Origin of the sequence: Arthrobacter sp. 24S4-2, from assembly GCF_005280255.1 — a bacterium.
In the GTDB taxonomy this organism is placed as follows: domain Bacteria; phylum Actinomycetota; class Actinomycetes; order Actinomycetales; family Micrococcaceae; genus Arthrobacter.
Map to the genome: position 1 here is coordinate 5296411 of NZ_CP040018.1, position 20763 is coordinate 5317173.

Below are 20763 nucleotides of genomic sequence, written 5' to 3' on the forward strand. Positions count from 1 at the left end.
ACACCCACTTTGCCCCCACCGCAAACCCTCCCCCGTATCGGCACCAATCCCCGCCAATCCGGGGCGAAACGGGCCCCGGAGGCGCCCTCCCGGGCGCCGGCGTCGTTCTTGGTGTCTGTGTGGTGCGTCACCACGGACAACCCTCTGCAGATGCCGCCTGCATGAACCGGATATCGATGGCATCTCCGGAGCGCCTGCCCGGCAGGGCTAACTCGGGTTAAACGCAAGAAGGGCCGGCAACCCTGAGGTTGCCGGCCCTTCCTAGACCACTGGAATCAGCAGTGCTGACTTAGCAGCAGCTCTGAATTACCAGGAAGACTTGGTGATGCCCGGGAGCTCACCGCGGTGAGCCATGTCGCGGAAGCGAACACGGGAGATACCGAACTTCTGGAAGGTACCGCGAGGGCGGCCATCGATGATGTCGCGGTTACGCAGACGTACCGGTGAGGCGTTGCGGGGCAGCTTCTGCAGGCCGAGGCGTGCAGCTTCGCGTGCCTCGTCGGTCGACGCGGGGTCAACCAGGGCCTTCTTCAGTTCGAGGCGCTTTGCAGCATAACGCTCGACGATGACTTTACGCTGTTCGTTCTTAGCGATCATTGACTTCTTAGCCATGTGTTTAGCGCTCCTCTCGGAATTCGACGTGCTTGCGGATGCGGGGGTCGTACTTCTTCAGAACCATACGGTCCGGGTCGTTACGACGGTTCTTGCGCGTCACGTAGGTGTAACCCGTGCCCGCGGTCGACTTGAGCTTGATGATCGGACGTACGTCCTTATCCTTAGCCATTAGAGCTTCACTCCTCGTGCCAGGATGGCGGCTACGACAACGTCGATGCCACGCACGTCGATGGTCTTGATGCCACGTGCAGAGACCTGCAGGGTGACGTTACGGCGCAGGGACGGAACCCAGTAGCGCTTCTTCTGGATGTTCGGGTCGAACCGACGCTTGTTGCGTCGGTGCGAGTGCGAAATGCTGTGTCCAAAGCCCGGCTCGGCTCCGGTCACCTGGCAGTGTGCTGCCATGACGACTCTCCTCATGAAAATAAATGAAACGGTCCGCAGCGTTCCGCGTACCGTGCGACAGGCGGCGTCCGCATCCAGCGTTCACATGTCCGGTGTTCCGCAGGCGTGGACATCCGGCGAAAGCCGGCTGTTTTCCGCACTGCGGCGAAGATGATTAGCCACGAGTACCGGGCAGAGGAATCCACTGCGAAGTACCGGGATGCTGGGCGAATACAGGAGTGCACGCAACTTGAGCCCCTAACTACCGGCCTTTAGGACTGCCATCATTGAGGACAAATCCCGCCAACCGGAGCAATTGCACACGCTCCGCGCCACCTAGCGCCTACCAAGTCTACGAGCTTGACTAATTAAAGGCCAATCGGGTAGCCGTCATCGCGCCCGGCGGGTGTATAAGCCCGGCCGCCTCACCGTGCCGAAGTCATATCTGGGCCGCAGTAGTTTCACAGCAGAATGAAAGGCTTACGCCCGACTCTTGAGTCATGAACACACACCTCCTGCCGGCTCTGGCCGCCGATTCACGGGGCCAGGACTCCTCCCGGGGCAGCTTCAAAGCCAGGCACCGCCGTCGCCTCTTGCGTGCCGACCTGCTGACAACCGCAGCCTGGGCCTCCGTTGCCGCGGCCGTGGCGCTGTGGCTGGCCGACGGCGGCGCAACAGGATTCTCGACGATCGCCGGATCATTCACCGCCCTGGGCATCGTGGCGGGCCTTGCCGGCATGGACTTGGTGCTCCTGATGCTGTTGCTGGCGGCACGGATTCCGCTCATTGACCAGACAGTCGGCCACGACCGCGCCCTGGAATTCCATCGGAAACTTGGGAAACCGTCGCTCTACCTGCTGCTGGCGCACGGAATCCTCATCGCCATCGGCTACGGCATGGCCGAAGGGCTTGATCCCGTCAGCGAAGCGGTATCGCTCTGGGTGCTGGTGCCGGATATGTGGCTCGCGTTCGTCTCCATTGCGCTGTTCATCGCGGTTGTGGTGACCTCCCTCGTCGCCGTCCGGCGCCGTTTTCCGTACGAGTTCTGGTACGCGGTGCACCTGCTGACCTATGCCGCCGTCGCAACCTCGTTGCCCCACCAGTTCAGTGTGGGCGGGCTGTTCGCCGAAGGTACGTGGCAGCGCTGGTACTGGCTGGCGGTGTGCATCGCCACCGGTGCAGCACTCCTGCACTACCGCGTCCTGGAGCCGATCATTGCAACATTCCGGCACCAGCTGACAGTGAGTCGCGTGGTGCCGGTGGCACCCGGCGTCGTCAACATTGAAATGCACGGCCTCCGGCTCAACGAGCTCGCCGGAACGGGCGGCAGGTTTTTCATTTGGCGTTTCCTGGCCCAAGGGCTGTGGTGGCACCCACACCCGTTCAGCCTCTCGGCAGAACCGCTCCAATTCGACGCTGCAGGACGCGGCCTGCTCAGGATCACTGTCCGGAACCTCGGCAAGGGATCGGCTCAGCTCGCAGGGCTGCAGCCCGGAACGAAGGTCGCCCTGGAGGGTCCGTACGGAATCTTCAGCACGGCGGCCCGGAGCCGGGACAAAGTGGTGATGGTCGGGGCCGGCATTGGTATTACGCCGCTTCGGGCGCTGCTTGAGTCGACGCCGTTCGCACCAGGGAACGCCACCGTAATCCTCCGGGGCCGCAGCGATCAGGAACTCTACCTCGGCCAGGAGATCCTCGAACTAGCCCGGGAAAGGGGCGCCACCCTGTTCCACCTGACTGGCCAGCGGTCGGCCCGGAACACCGACAGCTGGCTTCCGGAAAGTGCCACCAGCGCCGGCCATCGCCTGAAGGATTACGCCCCCGATGTGGCAGATGCGGACGTGTATGTCTGCGGGCCGGCGGCGTGGGCCCGGAACGTCCTCCAGGACGCCCGCGCCGCAGGCGTCAAGGAAGACCAACTCCACTACGAAAGGTTTGACTGGTGAGAATACGGGCAGCAGTATCAGCAGCACTTGCCTCCGCGGGGATACTCCTGGCGGGGTGGCAGTCGGGCATCCACGTGGAGGACACAGGGAGCGACGCAGCCAGCACGTCGGCAGGGACAACAGGGGCCTCCGGGTCGTCGGCCGCAGGCTCGGCCGGAACCGGGACCACTGGTTCCACGGGAACCGGGCCCACCGGTTCAACCGGCACCGGAACGGGAACGGGAACGGGAACGGCCGCGGAGCCCACCACCGGCGCCGCGGCGAAGGCCGGCGGAACGTACGCGGGCAGCGTGGTGCAGACGAGATTCGGTGCCGTCCAGGTGCAGATCACGATGAAGGCCGGCTCCATCACCGACGTCCAGGCCCTGCAGCTGACCGACGACGACCGCAAGTCCGTGCAGATCAGCAACCGGGCAGCACCCCTGCTGCGGGCAGAAGTGTTGGCTGCCCAGTCAGCCGATGTACAGACGATCGGAGGCGCCACCGTGACCAGTGACGCCTACCTGAACTCCCTCCAGGCAGCCATCGATGCAGCGAACCTCTAATCATTCCGCGCTCCAAGGGGCGGCTCCGAAACAAGACGGGCCGGCGCTGCGGGCGAGGACCTTCAGCTGCATGGGAACGGTCATCAGCCTTACCCTGCCTTGGGCGTCCGGCGAGGACAAGCTGGTAGCCGCCACCGGCGTCGTCGAACGGCTCTTCGCGGGCCTGGACGAAACGTTCAGTCTGTACCGCCCGGAATCTGAGGCCAGCCGGCTGGCCCGCGCTGAGATCAGGCTGCCCGACGCATCCGAAGAGATGCGCCGGCTCTATGCCGACGCGGTCGGCTGGCGGCTGCTGACCGAGGGTGCTTTCACCCCTGAACGGCCCGACGGCGTCCTGGACCTGTCGGGGATCGTCAAGGGATTTGCGATCCAGGAGGCCGGCACGTCCCTGCTGGCGCTGGGCCTCCACGACTGGTGCCTCAATGCCGGCGGTGACGTGCTGGCCAGCGGATCGCCCGCACCGGGGAGCACCGAATCCGGAAAACGGCAGCCGTGGCGGGCGGGGATTGTGGACCCCGAGGACCGCCGCACGCTGATTGCCGGCTATCCGCTGGGCGGCCGGGCCGGGGCGAAACTGGCGCTGGCAACATCAGGCTCAGCCGAACGGGGGGACCACATCTGGGCCGCGGGTGCGGGTAGTGGAGCCCGGGCGGGAGCCTCGCCGCAGGTGTTCCGCCAGGTGTCCGTGGCCGCGGCGGACATCGTGACGGCTGACGTGCTGGCGACGGCGATCGTGGCGGGCGGGCAGCCGATGCTCGACCGTGCCACGGACGGTTGGGACATTGAGGTGCTGGCTGTGCGGACCGGCGGCGGGCTCCTCGCGACGGCCGGCTTCCGGCGCTAGGCGCAGTTCAAACCGGCGCCGGTTGAGGCTAGATCCGTGTGAGCTGGCCGTACCGCGGCTGGAGGCCGTCGCCGGAGGACTTGCCCGTAATCCGGCGGACAACCCACGGTCCGGCGAATTCGCGCACCCAGCGTGCATTCGCTCGGATGGCTTCGGCCCGGCTGAGTTCAGGCACCGGCGCCATGGGCGGCACCTCGATGGAGTGGTCATGTTCAAGTACAGTCAGGACCCTTTTCGCCATGTTCGCGTGGCCGGCCGGGGACATGTGCATCCGGTCCTTGGCCCACATGCCCCAGTCGTAGTACTCGCTGAAACGCCAGTAGTCCACCAGCAGCGCGCCGTGGTCTCCCGCGATGCCGCGGACCAGTTCGTTGTAGATGGCGGTGCGGCCGCGGGTGGTGCTGAAGACCTTGGAACCCCGTGAGTCAAAGCCCGTGAACATCACCACGGTGGCGCCGGTGGCGCTCAACTTGCGGATGCCGGCGTCGTACTCCACCAAAAGGTCATCGATGTCCACCTTGGGCCGAAGGATGTCGTTGGCCCCCGCGTAAATGCTCACCAGTGTGGGTTTAAGTTCGACGGCGGCGTCCACCTGCTCGGCCATGATTTGCCGGAGTTTCCTGCCGCGGATGGCGAGGTTTGCGTAGCCGAAGGAGGGGTCCGCGGCGCCCAGCTGTTCCGCGACCCGGTCCGCCCAGCCGCGAACACCGTTGGGGCGGGCCGGATCGTCGTCGCCGACGCCTTCCGTGAATGAATCTCCCAGAGCTACGTAGCGGGCGGCAAAGTCCATGCCGCTAGTCTGCCACCCGTTGCCGGGAGCAACAAAGCCGTGCCTGCAGCCCTCAGGGTTGCCGGTCAGGACTCGCGCAGAATCCAGTGACCGGAATCCAGGCGGCCCACAATTTTCTCGCCGATGCGGGCCAGATCGGCGACGTCGCGCTCGGAGAGTGCGTCAAGGAACAGCGAGCGGACGGCTTCCACATGGCCGGGCGCGAGTTCCACGATGGTGCCCATGCCGTCGTCGGTCAGGTGGGCGGTGGTGACGCGGGCATCACGCGGATGCGGACGGCGTTCCACCCAGCCGCGGTTTTGCAGCTTGGTCACCACGTGCGACAGCCGCGACAGCGAGGCGCTGGTGCGCGCGGCGAGTTCGCTCATGGGCAGGAAGCGGCCCTCAGCTTCGGAGAGCATGGCCAGCACGTTGTAGTCGAACAGCGAGAGCTTGCCCGCCGCGTGCAGCTTCGTGTCGAGGGCCGCCGGTAGCAGGGTGTTGATGCTCAGCAGGGCAAGCCAGGCACGGCGTTCGTCGGTATTGAGCCAGCGCGGTTCGGTCATGGATACATCCTAGGAGAAAAAATCATTGACAGTTCAAGCCACGGTTCTGATGATCACCGCCTTGGTCAGCGACGCACGACGGCGGGCCAAGGGTTGTTGCCCCTCGCAGGGACGATTGTGGAACCGGTAGGCTGGCCGCATGTACGTAGTCTCCCTGACCTACAAGGTTCCCGAAGAGATCGTCGATTTCCATCTCAAGGCGCACGTCGCGTGGCTGCAGGAAGCATTCGACCAGGGCATCTTCATTGTCGCCGGCCGGAAGATCCCCCGCACCGGCGCGCTGCTGCTGTCCAACGCGGACCGTGCCAGCCTGGACGCGGCGCTGGTCAAGGACCCCTTTTATGCGAACGGGGTGGCTGAGTTCGACGTCGAGGAATTCCACGCCGGCAGGGTGGCACCGGGTTACGAAAACCTCCTGGACGCTTAGGCCCTTAGGCGGCTAGTAGTCGCGGGCCGCCTTTTCCATCAGCTTCTTCAGTCCGCCCTTGCGCGGGACCCTTACCGGTTCCGGCCAGCGGGGGCTCAGCCTGTCACCGAGTGTGACGCCACGGAGCTTGCGGCCAAAGAGCGGCAGCACCCAGTCGTGCACCCAGCGGCGCTGCCGGCGTTCCCACTCCCGCAGGCTCAACCTGTCCGGCGGCTCCCAGTCCAGCGGGCTGATCTTATGCGGAACGCCGAGATGGTCCAGCACTTGGGCGGCAAGGTATTTGTGGCCAGCCTTCGACATGTGCAGGCGGTCCGAGTCCCACATGCGGCGGTCATGGAATGCGTCAAAGCACCAGTAGTCCACCAGAACGGCATTGTACTTTGCCGCGATTTGGCGGACCCGGTGGTTGTAGGCGGTGTTGCGTTTCTTCAGCGGTTCCAGGACAGCGGACACCTTGACGTCGAAGCCGGTGAACAGCACCACGGTGGCACCCGTAGCGGCGAGCCGGGCCACGAGGGCTTCATACTCGGCCATGAGGGAATCCATGTCCGTGCCAAAATCCAGGATGTCGTTTCCGCCCGCGTACAGCGTCACCAGCGTGGGTTCCATCGCAAGCGCCGGCGCCAGCTGCTCGTCGATGATGTGGCGAAGCCTTTTGCTGCGGATGGCCAGATTCGCGTACTCCCACCCCGGCTGCGCCTTTGCCAGCTTCTCAGCCACACGGTCAGCCCAGCCTCGCACCCCGTTGGGCAGCCGCTTGCTCCGGTCCCCCACACCCTCGGTGAAGGAATCCCCCAAGGCAACAAACCGCCGTCGCCCTCCCCTATCCGGCAGTAAAGGAAAAGAACCCACCCCGGCACCCTAGCCCCCGAAAGAAACGACAGGGTTAACGGCCAGCAACAGGACGTGCGAGAGCGTCGGCGATTAAGCGGCAGTATCTGCGAGAGCGTCCCAAAAGACCTGCAGGAAGTGCGAGAGCGTTAGGACCGGCACCGACGGCGCACCAAACCGGCAATGGCTTACAGCTCAGCCTTGCCCTTACGCCAGTAGCCCATGAACGCGACCTGCTTCCGGTCGATCCCGACGTCGCGCACCAGGTACCGCCGCATGTCCTTGATGACGCCTGCTTCGCCGGCAATCCAGGCGTAGAACGGCATGGCACCGGCGGGCATTCCGGGGTTCTTTGTGGCGGTGATGGCTGCGGTCTCCATCCTCGCGGGCGTTTCCCAGAGGATGTCCTGGTCCACGTCCACGTCCTCCGGTTCCGGGCCGGCCCCGCTGGCGGATGCCTTAATGCCCACCCAGCCGGGCTCGGGAACAGCGGCGCGGACGGCCTCCTGCAGGAGTTCGCCGTGCGGACGTGATCGGCCGATTGAGGCGCCGCGCGCCAGCCAGGTGATTTCGACGTCGGCGTCCGACTTCAGGTCCAGGAAGTCGCCGGCTTCCGGGACCTCAAGGAAGGCGTGCCCGCTCATGTAGGCCGGGAGGCTTTCCAGGATGGCGCTGATGGCCGGAACGGCGGTCTCGTCACCGGCGAGCAGCACGCGCTGGGCCAGGCCCGGACGCCATTCGATGCCGGAGTAGATCTCGGCGGTGACGCAGTGCGCGGCCCGGTTGTTGGGGCCGATGATGGTGAGGGCGTCCCCGGGTTTGGCGTTCAGGGCCCAGTTGGCGGCGGGACCGCCGTTGTCCTCGGCGTCGAAGTGCATCACGAAGTCCACGTCAATCTCGGGATAGACGGCGTCGAGGCGCTCCTGCCGCACGGTGTAGGTGCGCATGGAGCCGCGGGTTGCGGGATCCATGGCCAGCCATTCCCGGTACCAGCCGGACTGCCCCATCCGGAAGACCGGCAGCGGCAGCTGCGTGCCGTCTTCGGCAAGCGACGGGATCATCAGCTTCACGCGAAGGTCCAGGGTTCCTCCGTGGACACCGAAATCACGCAGGGAGTACCCGCCGAAGGTGATGCGGCGGAAGCTGGGGCTGAGCTCCTGGACGGCGGAGACGGTCACGTCGAAAGCCAGGGTCATGGGTTCGGTGGCCGGATGGTCTTTGACCGCCGAACTCGCACGGGCCGAATTCATACGGGCCGAACTCGCACGGGCCGAATTCGCACGTCGCGCCCGGGCCTCGCCCATGTCTGTTGCGTTGCTGTCAATTGCATTGCTGCTATCTGCCGTCATGGGACCAGCTCCAGGGTTGTGGTTTCGGCTTTGGGGAAATCGGTGTGGTGCCGGCCGAGCGGAATGATCAGCGGCGTGCCGGAAATAGGGTCGGGAAGAACCCGCGAGTCCAGGCCGAACACGTCGCGGACCAGGTCCTCGGTGACCACGTCGGTGGAGGTACCCTCGGCCACGATCCTGCCGCCCTTCATGGCGATGACGTGGTCTGCGTACCGGGCAGCAAGGTTCAGGTCGTGCAGGACGATGGCCACGGTGGTGCCGCGCTGCCGGTTCAGGTCGGTAACCAGGTCCAGGACCTCTACCTGGTGGGCCAGGTCCAGGTACGTGGTGGGCTCGTCGAGCAGCAGCACCTCCGTTTCCTGGGCCAGCGCCATCGCGATCCAGACGCGCTGGCGCTGCCCGCCGGAGAGTTCGTCGACGTTCCGCCCGGCGAGCTCCAGCGTTTCGGTGGCTTCCAGCGCGCGCTGCACCGCGGCGTCGTCGTCCGCTGACCAGCTGCGGAAGAAGCCCTGGCGAGGGTAGCGCCCGCGGCCCACGAGGTCCCTGACCAGGATGCCGTCCGGTGCTGTGGGGTGCTGCGGGAGCAGGCCCAGGATGCGGGCGAGTTCCTTGGCCGGGCGGGAATGGATGTCCTTGCCGTCCAGGGTCACGGTACCGCCGGCCGGCTTGAGGAGCCGGGACAGGCCGCGGAGGAGCGTGGATTTGCCGCAGGCGTTGGCGCCCACGATCATTGTCACTTTGCCCTCGGGAATCTCCGCGGTGAGGCCTTCCACGACGCGGCGCTGGTCGTACTGGAGGGTCAGGTCCTTGGCGTTGAGAACTGCCATGTCAGGCGTCCTTTCGGTTGGCTGTGACCAGGAGCCACAGCAGGAACGGGGCACCGAGGGCGCCGGTCACAACACCAACGGGAAGGACCGTTCCGTCCAGCAGCAGGGGGGCGATGTTGGCGGCGAAGTAGTCCGCGGCGAGGACAAGCAGGGCACCGACGAACGCGCCGGCCGGGAGGCTGGCCTTGCCGGTGAAGCGGCGGGCGATTGGGCTCGCCAGGAAGGCCACGAATGCCACCGGCCCGGCTGCTGCCGTGGCCACCGCGGCCAGGGCGACGGCGGTGGCCACGATGCCCAGCCGGGTGATGCCCACGCCGATGCCGAGTCCGGCGGCGGCGTCATCTCCGAGTTCAAGGATCCGGAGGGGGCCGGCGAGGAATGCGACGGCGGGCACCAGGACCACCAGCGCCAGGGCAAGGACCCCGGCGCGGTCCCAGCTGGTCGAGTTCAGCGATCCGTTCAGCCAGATCAGGGCTTCGGCCGCGGTGCGGATGTCGGTCCGCGTCATGAGGAAGTTGACCACGGCGTTCAGTGCCGCGGCGATGCCGATGCCTGCCAGGATGAGTCGGCTGCCGGCTGCGTTGCCTCGGTTGCCGCCGCCGGAGACGAGGGAACCGCTCCTGGAAATTGCGTAGATGACGACAGCCACGGCCATGGCCCCGCAGAGCGCAGCGCCCGAAACCGCCGCGCCGGACGCCCCGAAAACGACGAGCGCGGTGACCGCCGCCGCGCTGGCCCCGTAGCTGATGCCGATGACGTCGGGGCTGGCCAGCGGGTTGCGCAGCATGGTCTGGAACAGCGTGCCCGAGAGCCCGAAGGCAATGCCGATCATGGTGCCGATGACCGCCCGCGGCAGCTTGTTTTCCATCACGATGAAGCTGGCGCCGGGAATCTTCTCGCCGCCCGTGAGGTGCGCGGTAAGGATTTTGAAGAAATCAGGGATGGTGACGGTGTAGCTGCCCAGCAGGATGCTGACGGCGAGGAGCACCACAGCGGCGAACGCCAGGATTACGGTGCGGTTCAGGACGATCCGGCCCAAGCCGCGAGCGCGAACTGGCAGATAATGCCCTGCTGGCGCGGTTTTGAGGGCATTATCTGCCAGTTCGCGCCCTGCGGGGGCGTTGTCTCCCAGCCCGTGCCCAACGTTGGCCAGGTCTGCCTTGCTCACAGCCCGGCCCCCTTTCCGCGGCGGACCAGCCACACGAAGACAGGCGCACCCACGAGGGCCGTCATGATGCCCGCGGGGACTTCGCCGGGCAGCAGGATGACACGGCCCGCCACGTCCGAAAGCAGGAGCAGCGCCGGCGCCAGGACCAGTGAGAAGGGCAGGATCCAGCGGTAGTCCGGGCCGGTCAGGAAGCGGACGGCGTGCGGAACCACCAGGCCGACGAATCCGATCGGCCCGGCCAGCGCCGTGGCCGAGCCGCAGAGCAGCACGATGCCCAGTGCGGTGATGCCGCGGGCAAGGCCGACGCGCTGGCCCAGTCCCCGGGCGATGTCGTCCCCGAGGGCAAGGCTGTTCAGGATCCGTCCGGTGAAGAGGACAATCAGCGCCCCGGCGGCCAGGAACGGCAGCCCGGGCAGCACTACAGACCAGTCCCGGCCGGCGATCCCGCCGACCTGCCAGAAACGGAAGCGGTCCAGGGTGTCCTGGCTGGAGATCAGGATGACGTTCATCAGCGAGTACAGTCCGGCGCTCAGTGCCGCGCCGGCGAGGGCGAGTTTGACCGGCGTCGCCCCGTCCCGCCCCATGGAGGCGATCAGATAGACGACGACGGCGGCCACTGCGGAGCCAATGAACGCGAACCAGATATAGCCGGTCAGGGACGAAACGCCGAAAACGTAGATGCCGGTGACCACGGCGAGCGCAGCGCCCGCGTTGACGCCGATGATGCCGGGGTCTGCGAGCGGGTTGCGGGCCACGCCCTGCATGGCCGCGCCGGCGAGCCCCAGGGCGCCGCCGGCGACCAGTCCCAGCACGGTGCGGGGGATGCGGGCGTGGATGACGGCGTGGTTGCCGTCGGTGGGGTCGAACTGCGTGAGTGCCTGCCAGACGGTACCAAGGGGAACCCCGCGGGCACCGACAGCCAGGGACGCCGCACAGACCAGGACAAGCACGACGACGGCGGCCAGCAGCCAGGCAGCCTGCTTCGCGGCGGATTTCTTCCCGGTGCGGACCGAAGGTGCGCTGAGCGCACTGGCGGCGGGCGCCGTCGTCGTACTTTTCATCATGGAAAGGCCTTACTTCGCTGCGGCAGAGACTTTATCCGCTGCGCTGGCCAGCTGCGGCAGGAACGTGTCCAGCGACCACGGCAGGCTCAGCGGGGAGGAAGCGGAGACGGATAGCGTGAGCGTGTTGTCCGAGTCGGCAACCAGGGCGCCGCTCTTGATGGCCGGGATCTGGCCAAGCAGGGGGTCGGCCTTGATGGAGTCGGCGGTGGCCGCATCCGGCACCCAGGTCACGAAAATGTCCGACTTGAGCTCGTTGGCCTTTTCGGCGGACCACGGGATGAAGAATTCCTTGGAGCCCTTCGAGTTGTCCTCCACAACGGAGGCGAGCTTCATGCCGATTTCGCTGAGGAAGCGCGGACGGTTGTCGTTGGCGGTGTAGACGTTGACGCCGTCGCTCCTGTCCGGCTCCAGGTTGCCGTAGATGAAGGACTTTCCGGCGATCTGCGGGTACTTGGAGACCTTGTCCTTGATGGTGGCTTCAGTATCCGAAACCAGCTTGGTGGCCTCGGCTTCCTTGCCCAGGGCCTTGCCGATGATGGTGGTGGAGTCCTGCCAGGAGGTGCCGTAGGCGATCTCCGGGTGCGCCACGACCGGGGCGATTTCGCTGAGCTTCCTGTAGTCCTCCTCGGTCAGGCCGGAGTAGGCACCCAGGATGACGTCCGGGTTGAGCTTGGCGATCTCGGTGAAGTTAATGCCGTCAGCCTCGGAGAACTGGACGGGGGCCTTGTCCGAACCGAAGCCGGCGCCGAGCTTCTCCAGCGCGGCGTCCTTCCACGGGGTGGAGCCGTTGTCGTTGCCGCCCCATTCATTCTTGGGGACGCCCACGGGAACCACGCCGAGGGCGATGGCGACATCGTCGTTGACCCAGGAAATGGTGACCACGCGCTTGGGCTGTTCCTTGATGGTGGTCCCGCCGAAGACGTGCTGGATGGTCACCGGGAACTGCGAGCTGGCGGACTGGCTGGCTGCTGCGCTGCCGGAGCCGGATGCCGCCGGGCCGGTGGAGCATGCTGTGAGCGAGAGGGCAGCTGCGGCCAGGACGGCCGTTGCCTTGCCGGCTGTCTTGAGCAGCGTGCGGCGGGACGGGCCGGCGGCGACGCCGCTGTGGCCGGCTGCGAAGCCGCTGCCGGCGCCCGGGCCGGAGAAGAAGGGGGAAGTCACGGAACTCCTTAGGTGAATGATGCGAACCTAAGTAAGGTTAGCCTATCCTTCAATGAATTACGGAACGTTTGCGTAACGTAATTGCCTCGGTCATGCGTTGATTGCGGATCGATCGCGAGGGCCGCCGGGCAAAAGTGAGCCTTCACACCCAGAAATCTGTTGATGGCCCCGGGTGAACAATGGTTCACTCTTATAGAGAGTAAACGCGCGTTCACCCCTTGTGGCCGCCTCACGCCCAGAAGGCCCCCATGTCACAACCCCGCAGTAGATCCCTGTCCCCCGGCGCCATCACGGCCGTCCTCGCGCTGAGCGGAACCGTGGTGGCATTAATGCAGACCCTCGTGGTGCCGCTCCTTCCGGACTTTCCCAAGATCCTCGGAGTAACGGCCGACGACGCCTCCTGGCTGGTGACCGCCACCCTGCTCTCCAGCGCCGTGGCCACGCCCATCGTGTCCCGCAGCGCGGACATGTACGGCAAGCGCAAAATGATGGTGATGTGCCTCGCCATCATGGTGGCCGGCTCCATCGTCGCGGCAGTCGGGGGCAGCTTCCTCTGGCTCATCATCGGCCGGGCACTGCAGGGCTTCTCCTCGGCCCTGATTCCCGTCGGCATCAGCATCATGCGCGACGAACTGCCCAAGGAAAAAATGGGGTCCGCTGTCGCCCTCATGAGTGCCACGCTGGGCATCGGCAGCGCCCTGGGCCTTCCGCTGGCGGGGCTGCTCTATGAGGGCCTCGGCTGGGAGTCCATCTTCTGGGTCTCCGGCGCCGCGGGCACACTGCTGCTCGCCGCCGTCGTACTGGTGGTTCCCGAATCCAAAGTGCGCACGCCGGGCCGCTTCGACTACCTCGGCGCGGTGGTGCTCTCCGCAGCCCTGGCCGCCCTGCTCCTGGCCATCTCCAAGGGCGGCTCATGGGGCTGGAGCTCCGAGCCCGTGCTGCTGCTGTTCCTCGCCTCCGCGATCCTCCTGGCCATCTGGGTGCCCTACGAGCTGAAGGTCAGCCAGCCGATGGTGGACCTCCGGACCTCCGGCCGGCGCCCCGTCCTCCTGACCAACCTTGCCTCGCTGCTGGTGGGCTTCGCCATGTTCGCCAACATGCTGCTCACCACCCAGCAACTCCAGCTGCCCACGTCCACCGGCTACGGTTTCCAGCTGAACGTTATTACTGCGGGCCTGTGCATGGTCCCGTCCGGCCTGGCCATGGTGGTGTTTGCCCCCGTTTCCGGCGGGATCATCCGGCGGTTCGGCGGGAAGTCTGCGCTGATCTCGGGTGCCGCCGTCATGGTGGCGGGCTACGTGGCGCGCGTTTTCTTCTGGGACTCCATCGCCTGGGTAATCATCGGATCCACGGTGGTGAGCATCGGCACAGCCATTGCCTACGCCGCGATGCCCACCCTGATCATGGGCGCCGTGCCAATCACTGAAACGGCGTCCGCCAACGGACTCAACAGCCTGGTGCGGTCCATTGGAACCTCGACGTCGAGTGCGGCCGTCGCCGCCGTCCTCACCTCTGTGACCATCACCGTGGGCTCCGCCCGGCTGCCATCCTTCGAGGCGTTCAAGGACGTCTTCTGGATGGCGGCCCTGGCTTCCACCGCTTCCATGGTTGCCGCCGTGTTCATTCCGAGGGCCGCGACCGCCGCCAAGGCAGCAATCCCGGCTCCGCCCGCCACCGAACTGGTGGTACAGGGGCGCGTCCTGACTGCCGACCGCCGCCCGGTCACTCCCGCCGTCGTGACCGTCCTGCAGACCAGCGGCGAGCCCGTGGACTGGAGCCGGGTGGACAGCGACGGCAACTATTCGGTGGCCCTGCCCGGTGCGGGGAAGTACCTGATGGTGGCCAACGCCGCAGGCTGGGCGCCGATGGCCGAGGTCTTCGATTTCGACGGGCGGACCCTGCAGCAGAACTTCCACCTGGATGACCGCCTGGAGCTGGGTGGAACCGCAACAGTGGCTGGCGCCGCGCTGCCGGACGCCGTCATAACGCTGCTGCAGGCCTCCGGTGAACATGTGGCAACCACCCGGACCGGTGCCTCGGGCAGGTATTCGCTACCGCTTCCCCTCGCCGGGCGCTATATAGTGACCCTCCTGCACCCCGCGACCCATCAGGCCATGGCGCGGAAACTGGCCGTGGACAACCGATCGGTCACGGCGGACCTTGCCATGGACGCTCCGGCCGCACAAGACGTCACCGCCGGAAAGCTGGTGGACGCGTGAGCGCGGCGGCGGTTTCCAGCCGCGACGCGATCCTGGATTCGGCCGGGAGGCTGTTCGGCGAGCGCGGCTACCGCGGCGTGACGGTCCGCGACATCGCCTCGGACGCCGGGGTGTCCGCTGCCCTTGTGATGAAACTGTTCGGCTCCAAGGAGAAACTCTTCGCTGCCGCCAAGCCGGACGAATCGCTCCTGTCCGATCTCGACGTTCCCGCCGCCGAACTGGGAGGCACGCTGGTGTTCCGTGTACTGATGCGCCGGGAGCGCGGGCTCAAGGAACCCTGGGCCATGATCCCGTTCACCATCCAGGACTCCCCCACGCCCGACACCGCCCGCTCGGAAACGCGCGAACGGTATCTCGCCAGCATCGCCGGACTGATTGAGGACACGACGCCGGAGCGGCGTTACGCTTCCACCGTCGTCGCGCTCATGACCGGTTTCGGTGAGGCGGTGCGTACCCTCGGCATGTTCGATGGCTGGGACTTCGACGAACTGGTTGCCCACTACGGGGCGATCGTCCAGGCGCAGATCGACGCCTGCCAGGCACACCGCCCGTGACGCTCTCCCACCTTCTGCCGCCTTTCCCCCAAAGGCATTCCCCAACATCCCGTGTCCGCGTTGCCGGGAGGGCCGGGATTTGGGAGGATGGCTGGGCGGGCCGCTGGCGCCCGGCCATAAGGCGATTCGGATCGAATCGGCCGGTAACGAGGGGATGAGCATGCTGAAGACCGTTGAGGTCATCGCAGCCGTGGGAAGCGGGGCGGCCGCAATGGCCTGCTTTGCGTCCGCCGCGACGTCAGCCTTCCCCCGCCGGATCAGCTTCTAGCCGTCCCAAAGTGCAATGCCCAGGGCTGGGCTTCCTTTAGAGTGCGTGGATTCTGCTGACACCAACCGTCATTTCCCCTAAGGAACCACACGACTTCGAAAGCTCACAGCCATGCAAAAAATCACTGCCCGGCAGATCCGTTCATCCTTCGTAAATGCCAGCCGTTCCGAGGCAGCAAAGATGTCCTTGCCCCGCGACTTCGACACCCTGGACTGGGACAGCCTGGACTTCCTCGGGTGGCGGGACCACAAGATGCCGCTCCGCGGGTATCTCGTTCTGCCTGGCCAGGGAGGCCTCACGGGGATCATGCTCCGTGCCCCTGAAGGCGGAGCAAAGAAAAGCCGTTCCGTGCTCTGCGAGCTCTGCCGCGACGTGTTCTCCAAAGATGACGTGCTGATGTGGGTTGCCAAACGCGCCGGACAGTCCGGCAGGGACGGCAACACCGTGGGGACGCTTATCTGCGCCGATTTCCTCTGCTGCGGCAACGTCCGCGTGGAGCCACCGGCCAACGAGATCAACCCGGACCCGGCCGCCGTCGTACTTCGACAGATTGACGGGCTGAAAGCCCGGACCGGCCTGTTCCTGGACCGGGTTCAGGGACGCTAGCGTCGCACGCACTTCCGCCTCAGCCGCGGACGCTCCCTCACCCCCCGTGGGAGAGCGTCCGTGGAAACCCTGCGAAAAGTGAGAGAGCGTCGGCCGATTCGCTGCAGGAAGTGAGAGAGCGTCCTGATGGGCGGGCCGGGTTATGCGCGCGGGGGTTAGCGGAGGACGATGTCCACCGGGTTCGCCTCGGACCTCCACTGGCCCTCGGAACCGGCCCTCGGGCCGATCACCGGGGCCGTGAGCACACCGGAGCGGTTGGTCCGCTTGTCCCGGAGGATTTCCGTCACGGAACCGAGGTGCCGGGACAGGTCGATCACGTTTTCCGGGGCGGCCAGGAGCAGCTGGAAGCCGAATTCGTGCAGCGCCTTGATGCCCGCGCCGGCGAATTCCTCCGAGGCCAGGACAAACGCCTCGTCCATCATCACGGTGCCGTACGTGGTGAAGCCCTGCTCCGCGATGCCCAGCTGGTAGCTGAGCGCAGCCGCCATGATGAACGCCGTGAAGCGCTGCCGCTCGCCGCCGGACATGGAGCCCGTGTCCGCGTGCATGAACACGTCGGTCCGCTTGCCGCCGCGGGAACCTAGCACTTCGCGGTGCTCCTTGCACTGTATAAACAGGTGCCCGCGAACGTCCAGCACCTCGGCGCGCCAACGCCGGTCTTCCGGCGTCTGCGACCCCAGACGCTTCACGAGCGTTTCCAGGGACTTGTAACGGTTGGTGAGCTCGGCGTCGTCGTCCGTCTCCGAAGCCGCTGCCGACGCCGAGCGCGAGGGCCGCGTGTGCCGTGTCCTCAACGCGTTCTGGATGGCGTCCTTGAACTGCTTCGCCGTGGGCGGCAGGGTCTGCTTGATGTCCAGTTCCAGGAAGCTGCCCTCATGGAAATTGACCTCGGACAGGATCCCGTTCAGCGGCAGGATGCGGCTGGTGATGGACCGGCGTTCCTCGTCCAACAGGTGCAGCAGCGTGCTGAACGATTCGTGCGTGCGCTGGTTGAAGAACTGCCGGAACTCGGCCTCCTGCGCGGGCAGGCCGTCACTGACAATCGCGTGGTACCGGGCTTCGAACTCGCCGGCGGCGCCGATGGACGTGCCGTGGTCCGCCGAAATCGCCGTGCCCCATTCCCGGACGAAGCCCTCGAACATGCGGGTGAGCCGCTCTGACGTAGCCTGCCCGCGGGACTCCGCGGCGTGCAGTTCGGCAAGGAGCCGGGTCCGGACCTGGTTGGCCAGGTTGTCCAGCTCATGCATCTCGGTGACGTCGTCGAAACCGGCGAAGTACGGTTCCAGCGCCGTGACGGTGGAGTCCGACGACGGCGCCTGGCGAAGGCGGGTGCGTGCGGCTTCCAGCAGCGAATCCCCTGCGGTGAGCTGCTGGTCCAGCGCCTTGTACTCGCTCTGCAGGACGGCTGCAGCCTCGGTGCTGGACTGGTGCTTCTGCCGCGTCGCCTCGATGTTGGCCCGCAGCGGTTCCAGGTCCGCCTGCGCTGCAAGGGCATCCTTGAGGCGCTGCTCGATTTTCCCGAGCTCGTCCTGCGCCACGGCCGCGGAAACCTGCTCCCACGGCCGGTGGTCCTCGGCGATCCGGCGCAGGGCATCCAGCTGCCGGGTCATTCCCTGGTGCGACTCTTCGCGGCTTCGCGCAAGTTCGGCGGCCTTGGCCAGTTCCTGCTGCAGGTCTTCCACCTGCGCGGCCACAAGCTCAAGTTTCGAGGCGTTGTCGAAGCCGAGGACGTAATCCTGCCTGCCGGTGAAGCGGTCGTCCTTCTCCACCGTGTGGCGGTTGCGCTTAACCACGCCGCCCAGGCTGAGGCCCTTGTCCAGCCCGGCGAGCTCGTCCGGGTCCTCGACGCACGGATAGGCGAAGTCGACGGCGATCCGCTCACGGATCCACTGCCCGGCGTCGGCCACCGGCCCAATGGTGAGAATGTCCAGCTTGGTCAGCAGCTCGCCGTCGGCCACGTCCTCCACGGCCAGCGCGCCGCCCACGAGCGGCTTGGACACGTCAACGGCGCGGAGTGCACCGCGGACAGAGTGGCCGTTGAGGTAGCGGGTGACGGCGGCGAAGTGTTCGCCGGGAACCAGCAGCGTGGTGGCCAGGTTCCGCAACGCCCGCTCGGCGGCCGGCCGCCACTGTTCTTCCCCTTCGGCGAGGTCGATGAGCTCGCCGCCGAACGGCATCTGTTCTTCGGGCACCCCGGTTGCCGAGGCGATCGCTGCCCGGTTTTCAATGCTCGACGGCGGCAACAGGGACTTGCGTGTCTTCAGCGACACGAGCTCCTGCTGGGCCGCCGCGAGTTCACGTTTCTTGGTGGCATGACCGTCGAAGGCCTCGAAGCGCAGCTCCTTGAGGGTCTCCGAATCGTCCTGCAGTTCGGCCGAGCGGTCTGCTGCGTGCGTGTGGGCCTGCTCCCAGCCCTCGGAGGTCCATTCGAGGGCCAGGCCGGCGTCGGCCAAGGCCCGGCGTGCGGCCTCTTCGACCTGCTGGCGGAGCTTGAGCCCCACACGGGCGTTTTCCAGCGACTGCTCGATCGCCGAGATCGCGTTGCCGCCCTGGTTGTTGTAGTCCGCCTCGAGCTGGCGCAGTTCCTTGGCCAGCCCGTCACGGATACCGCGCTCGGCGCCGAGCTCCTTGGCCTTTGCCTGGGCGAGTTCCTTGTAACGGACCAGGGTCTTCTCGTGAACCGTTACCGCGAGCTGCTGCTTGTAAGCATCGAACTCTTCGCCGGCCAGTTCGCGCAGCCGGTTGGCGTCCAGCAGTGACTGCGCATATTCCTTGTTCAGCGCGGGCACCGGCGCGAGCTGGTCGCGCTGCTGGCGGACATCCTCCAGCCGCTGCCGAATGGACATCAGGTTGCTGAATTCCTCGACGACGTCGTCCGCCGCCGCCAGCGTGGCCGGTGCATCGAGGACCTGGTCACGGAAGAACGTGTTGACGCTGCCGCCCAGCCCTTTGCCGGCCTGGATCACGCGAAGCAGCGGCAGGGCCTGGTCCGAGTTGATGCCCAACAGCCGGCGGAACCGCTCGGCGAACGCCTTGTGCACATCGAAGACCTGCGCGTCCGGGAAGATCGCGTCCAGCGCGGCCTTGGTGAAGCGCTTCTCCGCGATGCCCTCGATCGCGGCAAGGTCCAGCGGCTTGTTGTCGATCAGGTAATAGCGCCCGACGCTCGACTCCGTGCCGTTCTTCGGCAGGTCGAAAAGCGCCGACACCGTCACCTTTGTGCCCGCTGCGTTATCGAACGTCAGGGCGACGGCGGACCAGGTGGCACCGGGCCGCTGGAAGGCACTGGCCGAACCCTCGCCCACGGCCTTGTCGCCCACCTTGCCGCGCATATACGTGAACGTGGTCCGCTTGTCCTCCACAGCACCGGAGCGCTGCGCGGCGGCCTCGTTGGAACGCGGCCGGGCGTCGAACACGCGCAGCATCGCGTCGAACAGCGTGGACTTGCCGACGCCCGAGTTGCCGGTCAGCAGCGTGCCGTTGCGGTCCACGTGCATCGTGTGGGCGCCATGGAACGTGCCCCAGTTGACCACCTGAACCAGCGCGAGCCGCATCTGGCCGGGGTTGGTCAGCTCGCCCATCGGCAGCATGGTTGCGATGCTCACTTGGCTGCCTCCGCTTCGTCAGTGTGGTTGCCTTCCGCGACCCCACCGGCCACATGCTCTGCATGCTCGCTCGTTCCTCGCTTAGACGCATGCTGCCGCATGTCCCCGGCGCGGCCGCTGTCTTCAGCGCTCAGGGGCGACGACGCCGGTGCCGCCCAGGGAGTGGCGCCCGGCTCAGGGGCGGTGGCGGCATCGGCGTCGTCGTCTGCCTCTTGGTCATCCGAGCTAGCGGGGTTCTCGCCGTCGAGCTCTATCAGGGCTTCCGTACCTGTGGGGTCTGCCGTGGCTGCTACCAGCGCCTCGATCTGGGCCGGGATGTCGCCGATGTTTTCGAAGGGGAGGGCCAGCGGGAGGGCGTTGGAGATGGTGTAGACGTCGTCGAGGCCCGTGGTGATGAGGAGCTGGCGGGCCAGGAGCTTGGTGATCGCGCGGTTGACGACGTCGGAGTCCCGCAGCGCGTCCTGCTGGCCGGACGGCTGGTAGTGGGCCACCAGTTCGGCGATTTCCTCTTTCGTGATGGTCGGATCCGTCTGGGCCGTGACGTGGCGGTCCAGCAGGAGCCTCAGGCGCAGCAGCACGATGGTCTCCACCCGGCTGAGCGCACGCTGCTGGCGCAGGATGCTGGAGCGGGTGCTGCCGCCGATGGCTTCCGGGTCAACCGGGCGCAGCACGGCAACCTTGCGCTCGTGGTCCAGCTGGAGCGTCAGGAACAGCTCGGACAGGCGGCTGCGCAGGATCAGCTGGTGGTCCAGCAGCGTGGTCCACAGTTTCTCGTCCCGTCCGCCGTCGACGTACGGACCCTTCAGCAGCTTCACGAGAGCCTGCCGGACCTTCATCGGGAGGACGCCGGTGTCCCCCGGGAACAGCGCAGCGCCGTCAACGAAGGTGTCCCGGGGGGTGACCAAAAAGGGGTCGGCGTGGGTGTGTGCGGGCGCCGGGGGGCTTCCTGGCTGTCCGCTTCCGCGGTGTCCGCTTCCTGGGTGTCACCGTCAACGGCAGCTTCCGCCGCTGCGCT

19 protein-coding genes and 1 pseudogene are annotated in these 20763 nt (G+C 66.4%); 7 read left to right on the top strand and 13 right to left on the bottom strand.

Annotated features, from left to right (window positions below; genetic code table 11):
* Nucleotides 1–306 precede the first annotated feature (306 nt).
* The 3 genes from rpsN to rpmB are packed head-to-tail and all read right to left on the bottom strand — an operon-like array spanning nucleotide 307 to nucleotide 1020.
* Nucleotides 307–612, bottom strand: a complete 306-nt coding sequence (gene rpsN / locus FCN77_RS24560) for a 30S ribosomal protein S14 (protein WP_011693742.1) — start codon at nucleotides 610–612, stop codon at nucleotides 307–309.
* A 4-nt stretch (nucleotides 613–616) separates the two neighbouring features.
* The gene (rpmG, locus tag FCN77_RS24565) at nucleotides 617–784 is read right to left on the bottom strand and encodes a 50S ribosomal protein L33 (protein WP_011693743.1); all 168 of its coding nucleotides are present in this window, start codon (nucleotides 782–784) and stop codon (nucleotides 617–619) included.
* Nucleotides 784–1020 carry a 50S ribosomal protein L28 gene (gene rpmB, locus FCN77_RS24570; RefSeq protein WP_011693744.1) on the bottom strand — a complete coding sequence of 79 codons (237 nt, stop codon included), beginning with the start codon at nucleotides 1018–1020 and terminating at the stop codon, nucleotides 784–786. Before rpmB ends, rpmG begins: the two co-directional genes overlap by 1 nt.
* A gap of 479 nt (nucleotides 1021–1499) precedes the next feature.
* Here rpmB and FCN77_RS24575 point away from each other — a divergent pair, with 479 nt between their 5' ends.
* From FCN77_RS24575 to FCN77_RS24585, 3 genes are all read left to right on the top strand, one after another.
* Nucleotides 1500–2945, top strand: a complete 1446-nt coding sequence (locus FCN77_RS24575; RefSeq protein WP_137324378.1) for a ferric reductase-like transmembrane domain-containing protein — start codon at nucleotides 1500–1502, stop codon at nucleotides 2943–2945.
* The gene (locus FCN77_RS24580) at nucleotides 2942–3490 is read left to right on the top strand and encodes an FMN-binding protein (RefSeq protein WP_137324379.1); all 549 of its coding nucleotides are present in this window, start codon (nucleotides 2942–2944) and stop codon (nucleotides 3488–3490) included. Before FCN77_RS24575 ends, FCN77_RS24580 begins: the two co-directional genes overlap by 4 nt.
* Before the next feature lie 70 nt (nucleotides 3491–3560).
* Entirely contained in the window at nucleotides 3561–4334 is a 774-nt protein-coding gene (locus FCN77_RS24585) for an FAD:protein FMN transferase (RefSeq protein ID WP_137324380.1), read from the top strand.
* Nucleotides 4335–4362: 28 nt separating this feature from the next.
* On the opposite strand, the gene FCN77_RS24590 is transcribed toward FCN77_RS24585, so the two are convergent.
* Together FCN77_RS24590 and FCN77_RS24595 are read right to left on the bottom strand one after the other, a co-directional pair.
* Nucleotides 4363–5124 (bottom strand): SGNH/GDSL hydrolase family protein, encoded by a 762-nt coding sequence (locus FCN77_RS24590; RefSeq protein WP_137324381.1) that lies wholly within the window; start codon nucleotides 5122–5124, stop codon nucleotides 4363–4365.
* Between the two features lie 65 nt (nucleotides 5125–5189).
* On the bottom strand, nucleotides 5190–5669 hold the full coding sequence (locus FCN77_RS24595) for a MarR family winged helix-turn-helix transcriptional regulator (RefSeq protein ID WP_137324382.1): 480 nt from the start codon (nucleotides 5667–5669) through the stop codon (nucleotides 5190–5192).
* A 139-nt stretch (nucleotides 5670–5808) separates the two neighbouring features.
* Here FCN77_RS24595 and FCN77_RS24600 point away from each other — a divergent pair, with 139 nt between their 5' ends.
* On the top strand, nucleotides 5809–6096 hold the full coding sequence (locus FCN77_RS24600) for a YciI family protein (RefSeq protein ID WP_137324383.1): 288 nt from the start codon (nucleotides 5809–5811) through the stop codon (nucleotides 6094–6096).
* A 12-nt stretch (nucleotides 6097–6108) separates the two neighbouring features.
* Here FCN77_RS24600 and FCN77_RS24605 read toward each other — a convergent pair whose 3' ends face one another.
* The 6 genes from FCN77_RS24605 to FCN77_RS24630 form a co-directional block, all read right to left on the bottom strand.
* Complete coding sequence (locus tag FCN77_RS24605; protein WP_137324384.1) at nucleotides 6109–6948, bottom strand: SGNH/GDSL hydrolase family protein; 840 nt, start codon at nucleotides 6946–6948, stop codon at nucleotides 6109–6111.
* A 167-nt stretch (nucleotides 6949–7115) separates the two neighbouring features.
* Nucleotides 7116–8177, bottom strand: coding sequence for a siderophore-interacting protein (locus FCN77_RS24610; RefSeq protein ID WP_137324385.1), 1062 nt, complete (start codon nucleotides 8175–8177; stop codon nucleotides 7116–7118).
* Nucleotides 8178–8272: 95 nt separating this feature from the next.
* Nucleotides 8273–9103 (bottom strand): ABC transporter ATP-binding protein, encoded by an 831-nt coding sequence (locus FCN77_RS24615; protein ID WP_254678743.1) that lies wholly within the window; start codon nucleotides 9101–9103, stop codon nucleotides 8273–8275.
* A 1-nt stretch (nucleotide 9104) separates the two neighbouring features.
* Complete coding sequence (locus tag FCN77_RS24620) at nucleotides 9105–10142, bottom strand: iron chelate uptake ABC transporter family permease subunit (protein WP_137324954.1); 1038 nt, start codon at nucleotides 10140–10142, stop codon at nucleotides 9105–9107.
* A 125-nt stretch (nucleotides 10143–10267) separates the two neighbouring features.
* Complete coding sequence (locus FCN77_RS24625) at nucleotides 10268–11335, bottom strand: iron ABC transporter permease (RefSeq protein ID WP_137324387.1); 1068 nt, start codon at nucleotides 11333–11335, stop codon at nucleotides 10268–10270.
* Between the two features lie 9 nt (nucleotides 11336–11344).
* Complete coding sequence (locus FCN77_RS24630) at nucleotides 11345–12406, bottom strand: iron-siderophore ABC transporter substrate-binding protein (protein ID WP_254679064.1); 1062 nt, start codon at nucleotides 12404–12406, stop codon at nucleotides 11345–11347.
* A 338-nt stretch (nucleotides 12407–12744) separates the two neighbouring features.
* On the opposite strand from FCN77_RS24630, the gene FCN77_RS24635 reads away from it, so the two are divergent.
* The 3 genes from FCN77_RS24635 (at nucleotide 12745) to FCN77_RS24645 (ending at nucleotide 16143) form a co-directional block, all read left to right on the top strand.
* Nucleotides 12745–14715, top strand: coding sequence for an MFS transporter (locus FCN77_RS24635; RefSeq protein WP_137324389.1), 1971 nt, complete (start codon nucleotides 12745–12747; stop codon nucleotides 14713–14715).
* On the top strand, nucleotides 14712–15269 hold the full coding sequence (locus tag FCN77_RS24640; protein ID WP_137324390.1) for a TetR/AcrR family transcriptional regulator: 558 nt from the start codon (nucleotides 14712–14714) through the stop codon (nucleotides 15267–15269). Before FCN77_RS24635 ends, FCN77_RS24640 begins: the two co-directional genes overlap by 4 nt.
* Before the next feature lie 379 nt (nucleotides 15270–15648).
* Nucleotides 15649–16143, top strand: coding sequence for an FBP domain-containing protein (locus FCN77_RS24645; RefSeq protein ID WP_137324391.1), 495 nt, complete (start codon nucleotides 15649–15651; stop codon nucleotides 16141–16143).
* A gap of 155 nt (nucleotides 16144–16298) precedes the next feature.
* Here FCN77_RS24645 and FCN77_RS24650 read toward each other — a convergent pair whose 3' ends face one another.
* Both FCN77_RS24650 and FCN77_RS24655 read right to left on the bottom strand, forming a co-directional pair.
* Entirely contained in the window at nucleotides 16299–19748 is a 3450-nt protein-coding gene (locus FCN77_RS24650) for an ATP-binding protein (RefSeq protein WP_137324392.1), read from the bottom strand.
* 242 nt (nucleotides 19749–19990) lie between these two features.
* Nucleotides 19991–20653 (bottom strand): annotated as a pseudogene (locus FCN77_RS24655) (DUF4194 domain-containing protein); the annotation flags it as partial.
* Between the last annotated feature and the right edge of the window lie 110 nt (nucleotides 20654–20763).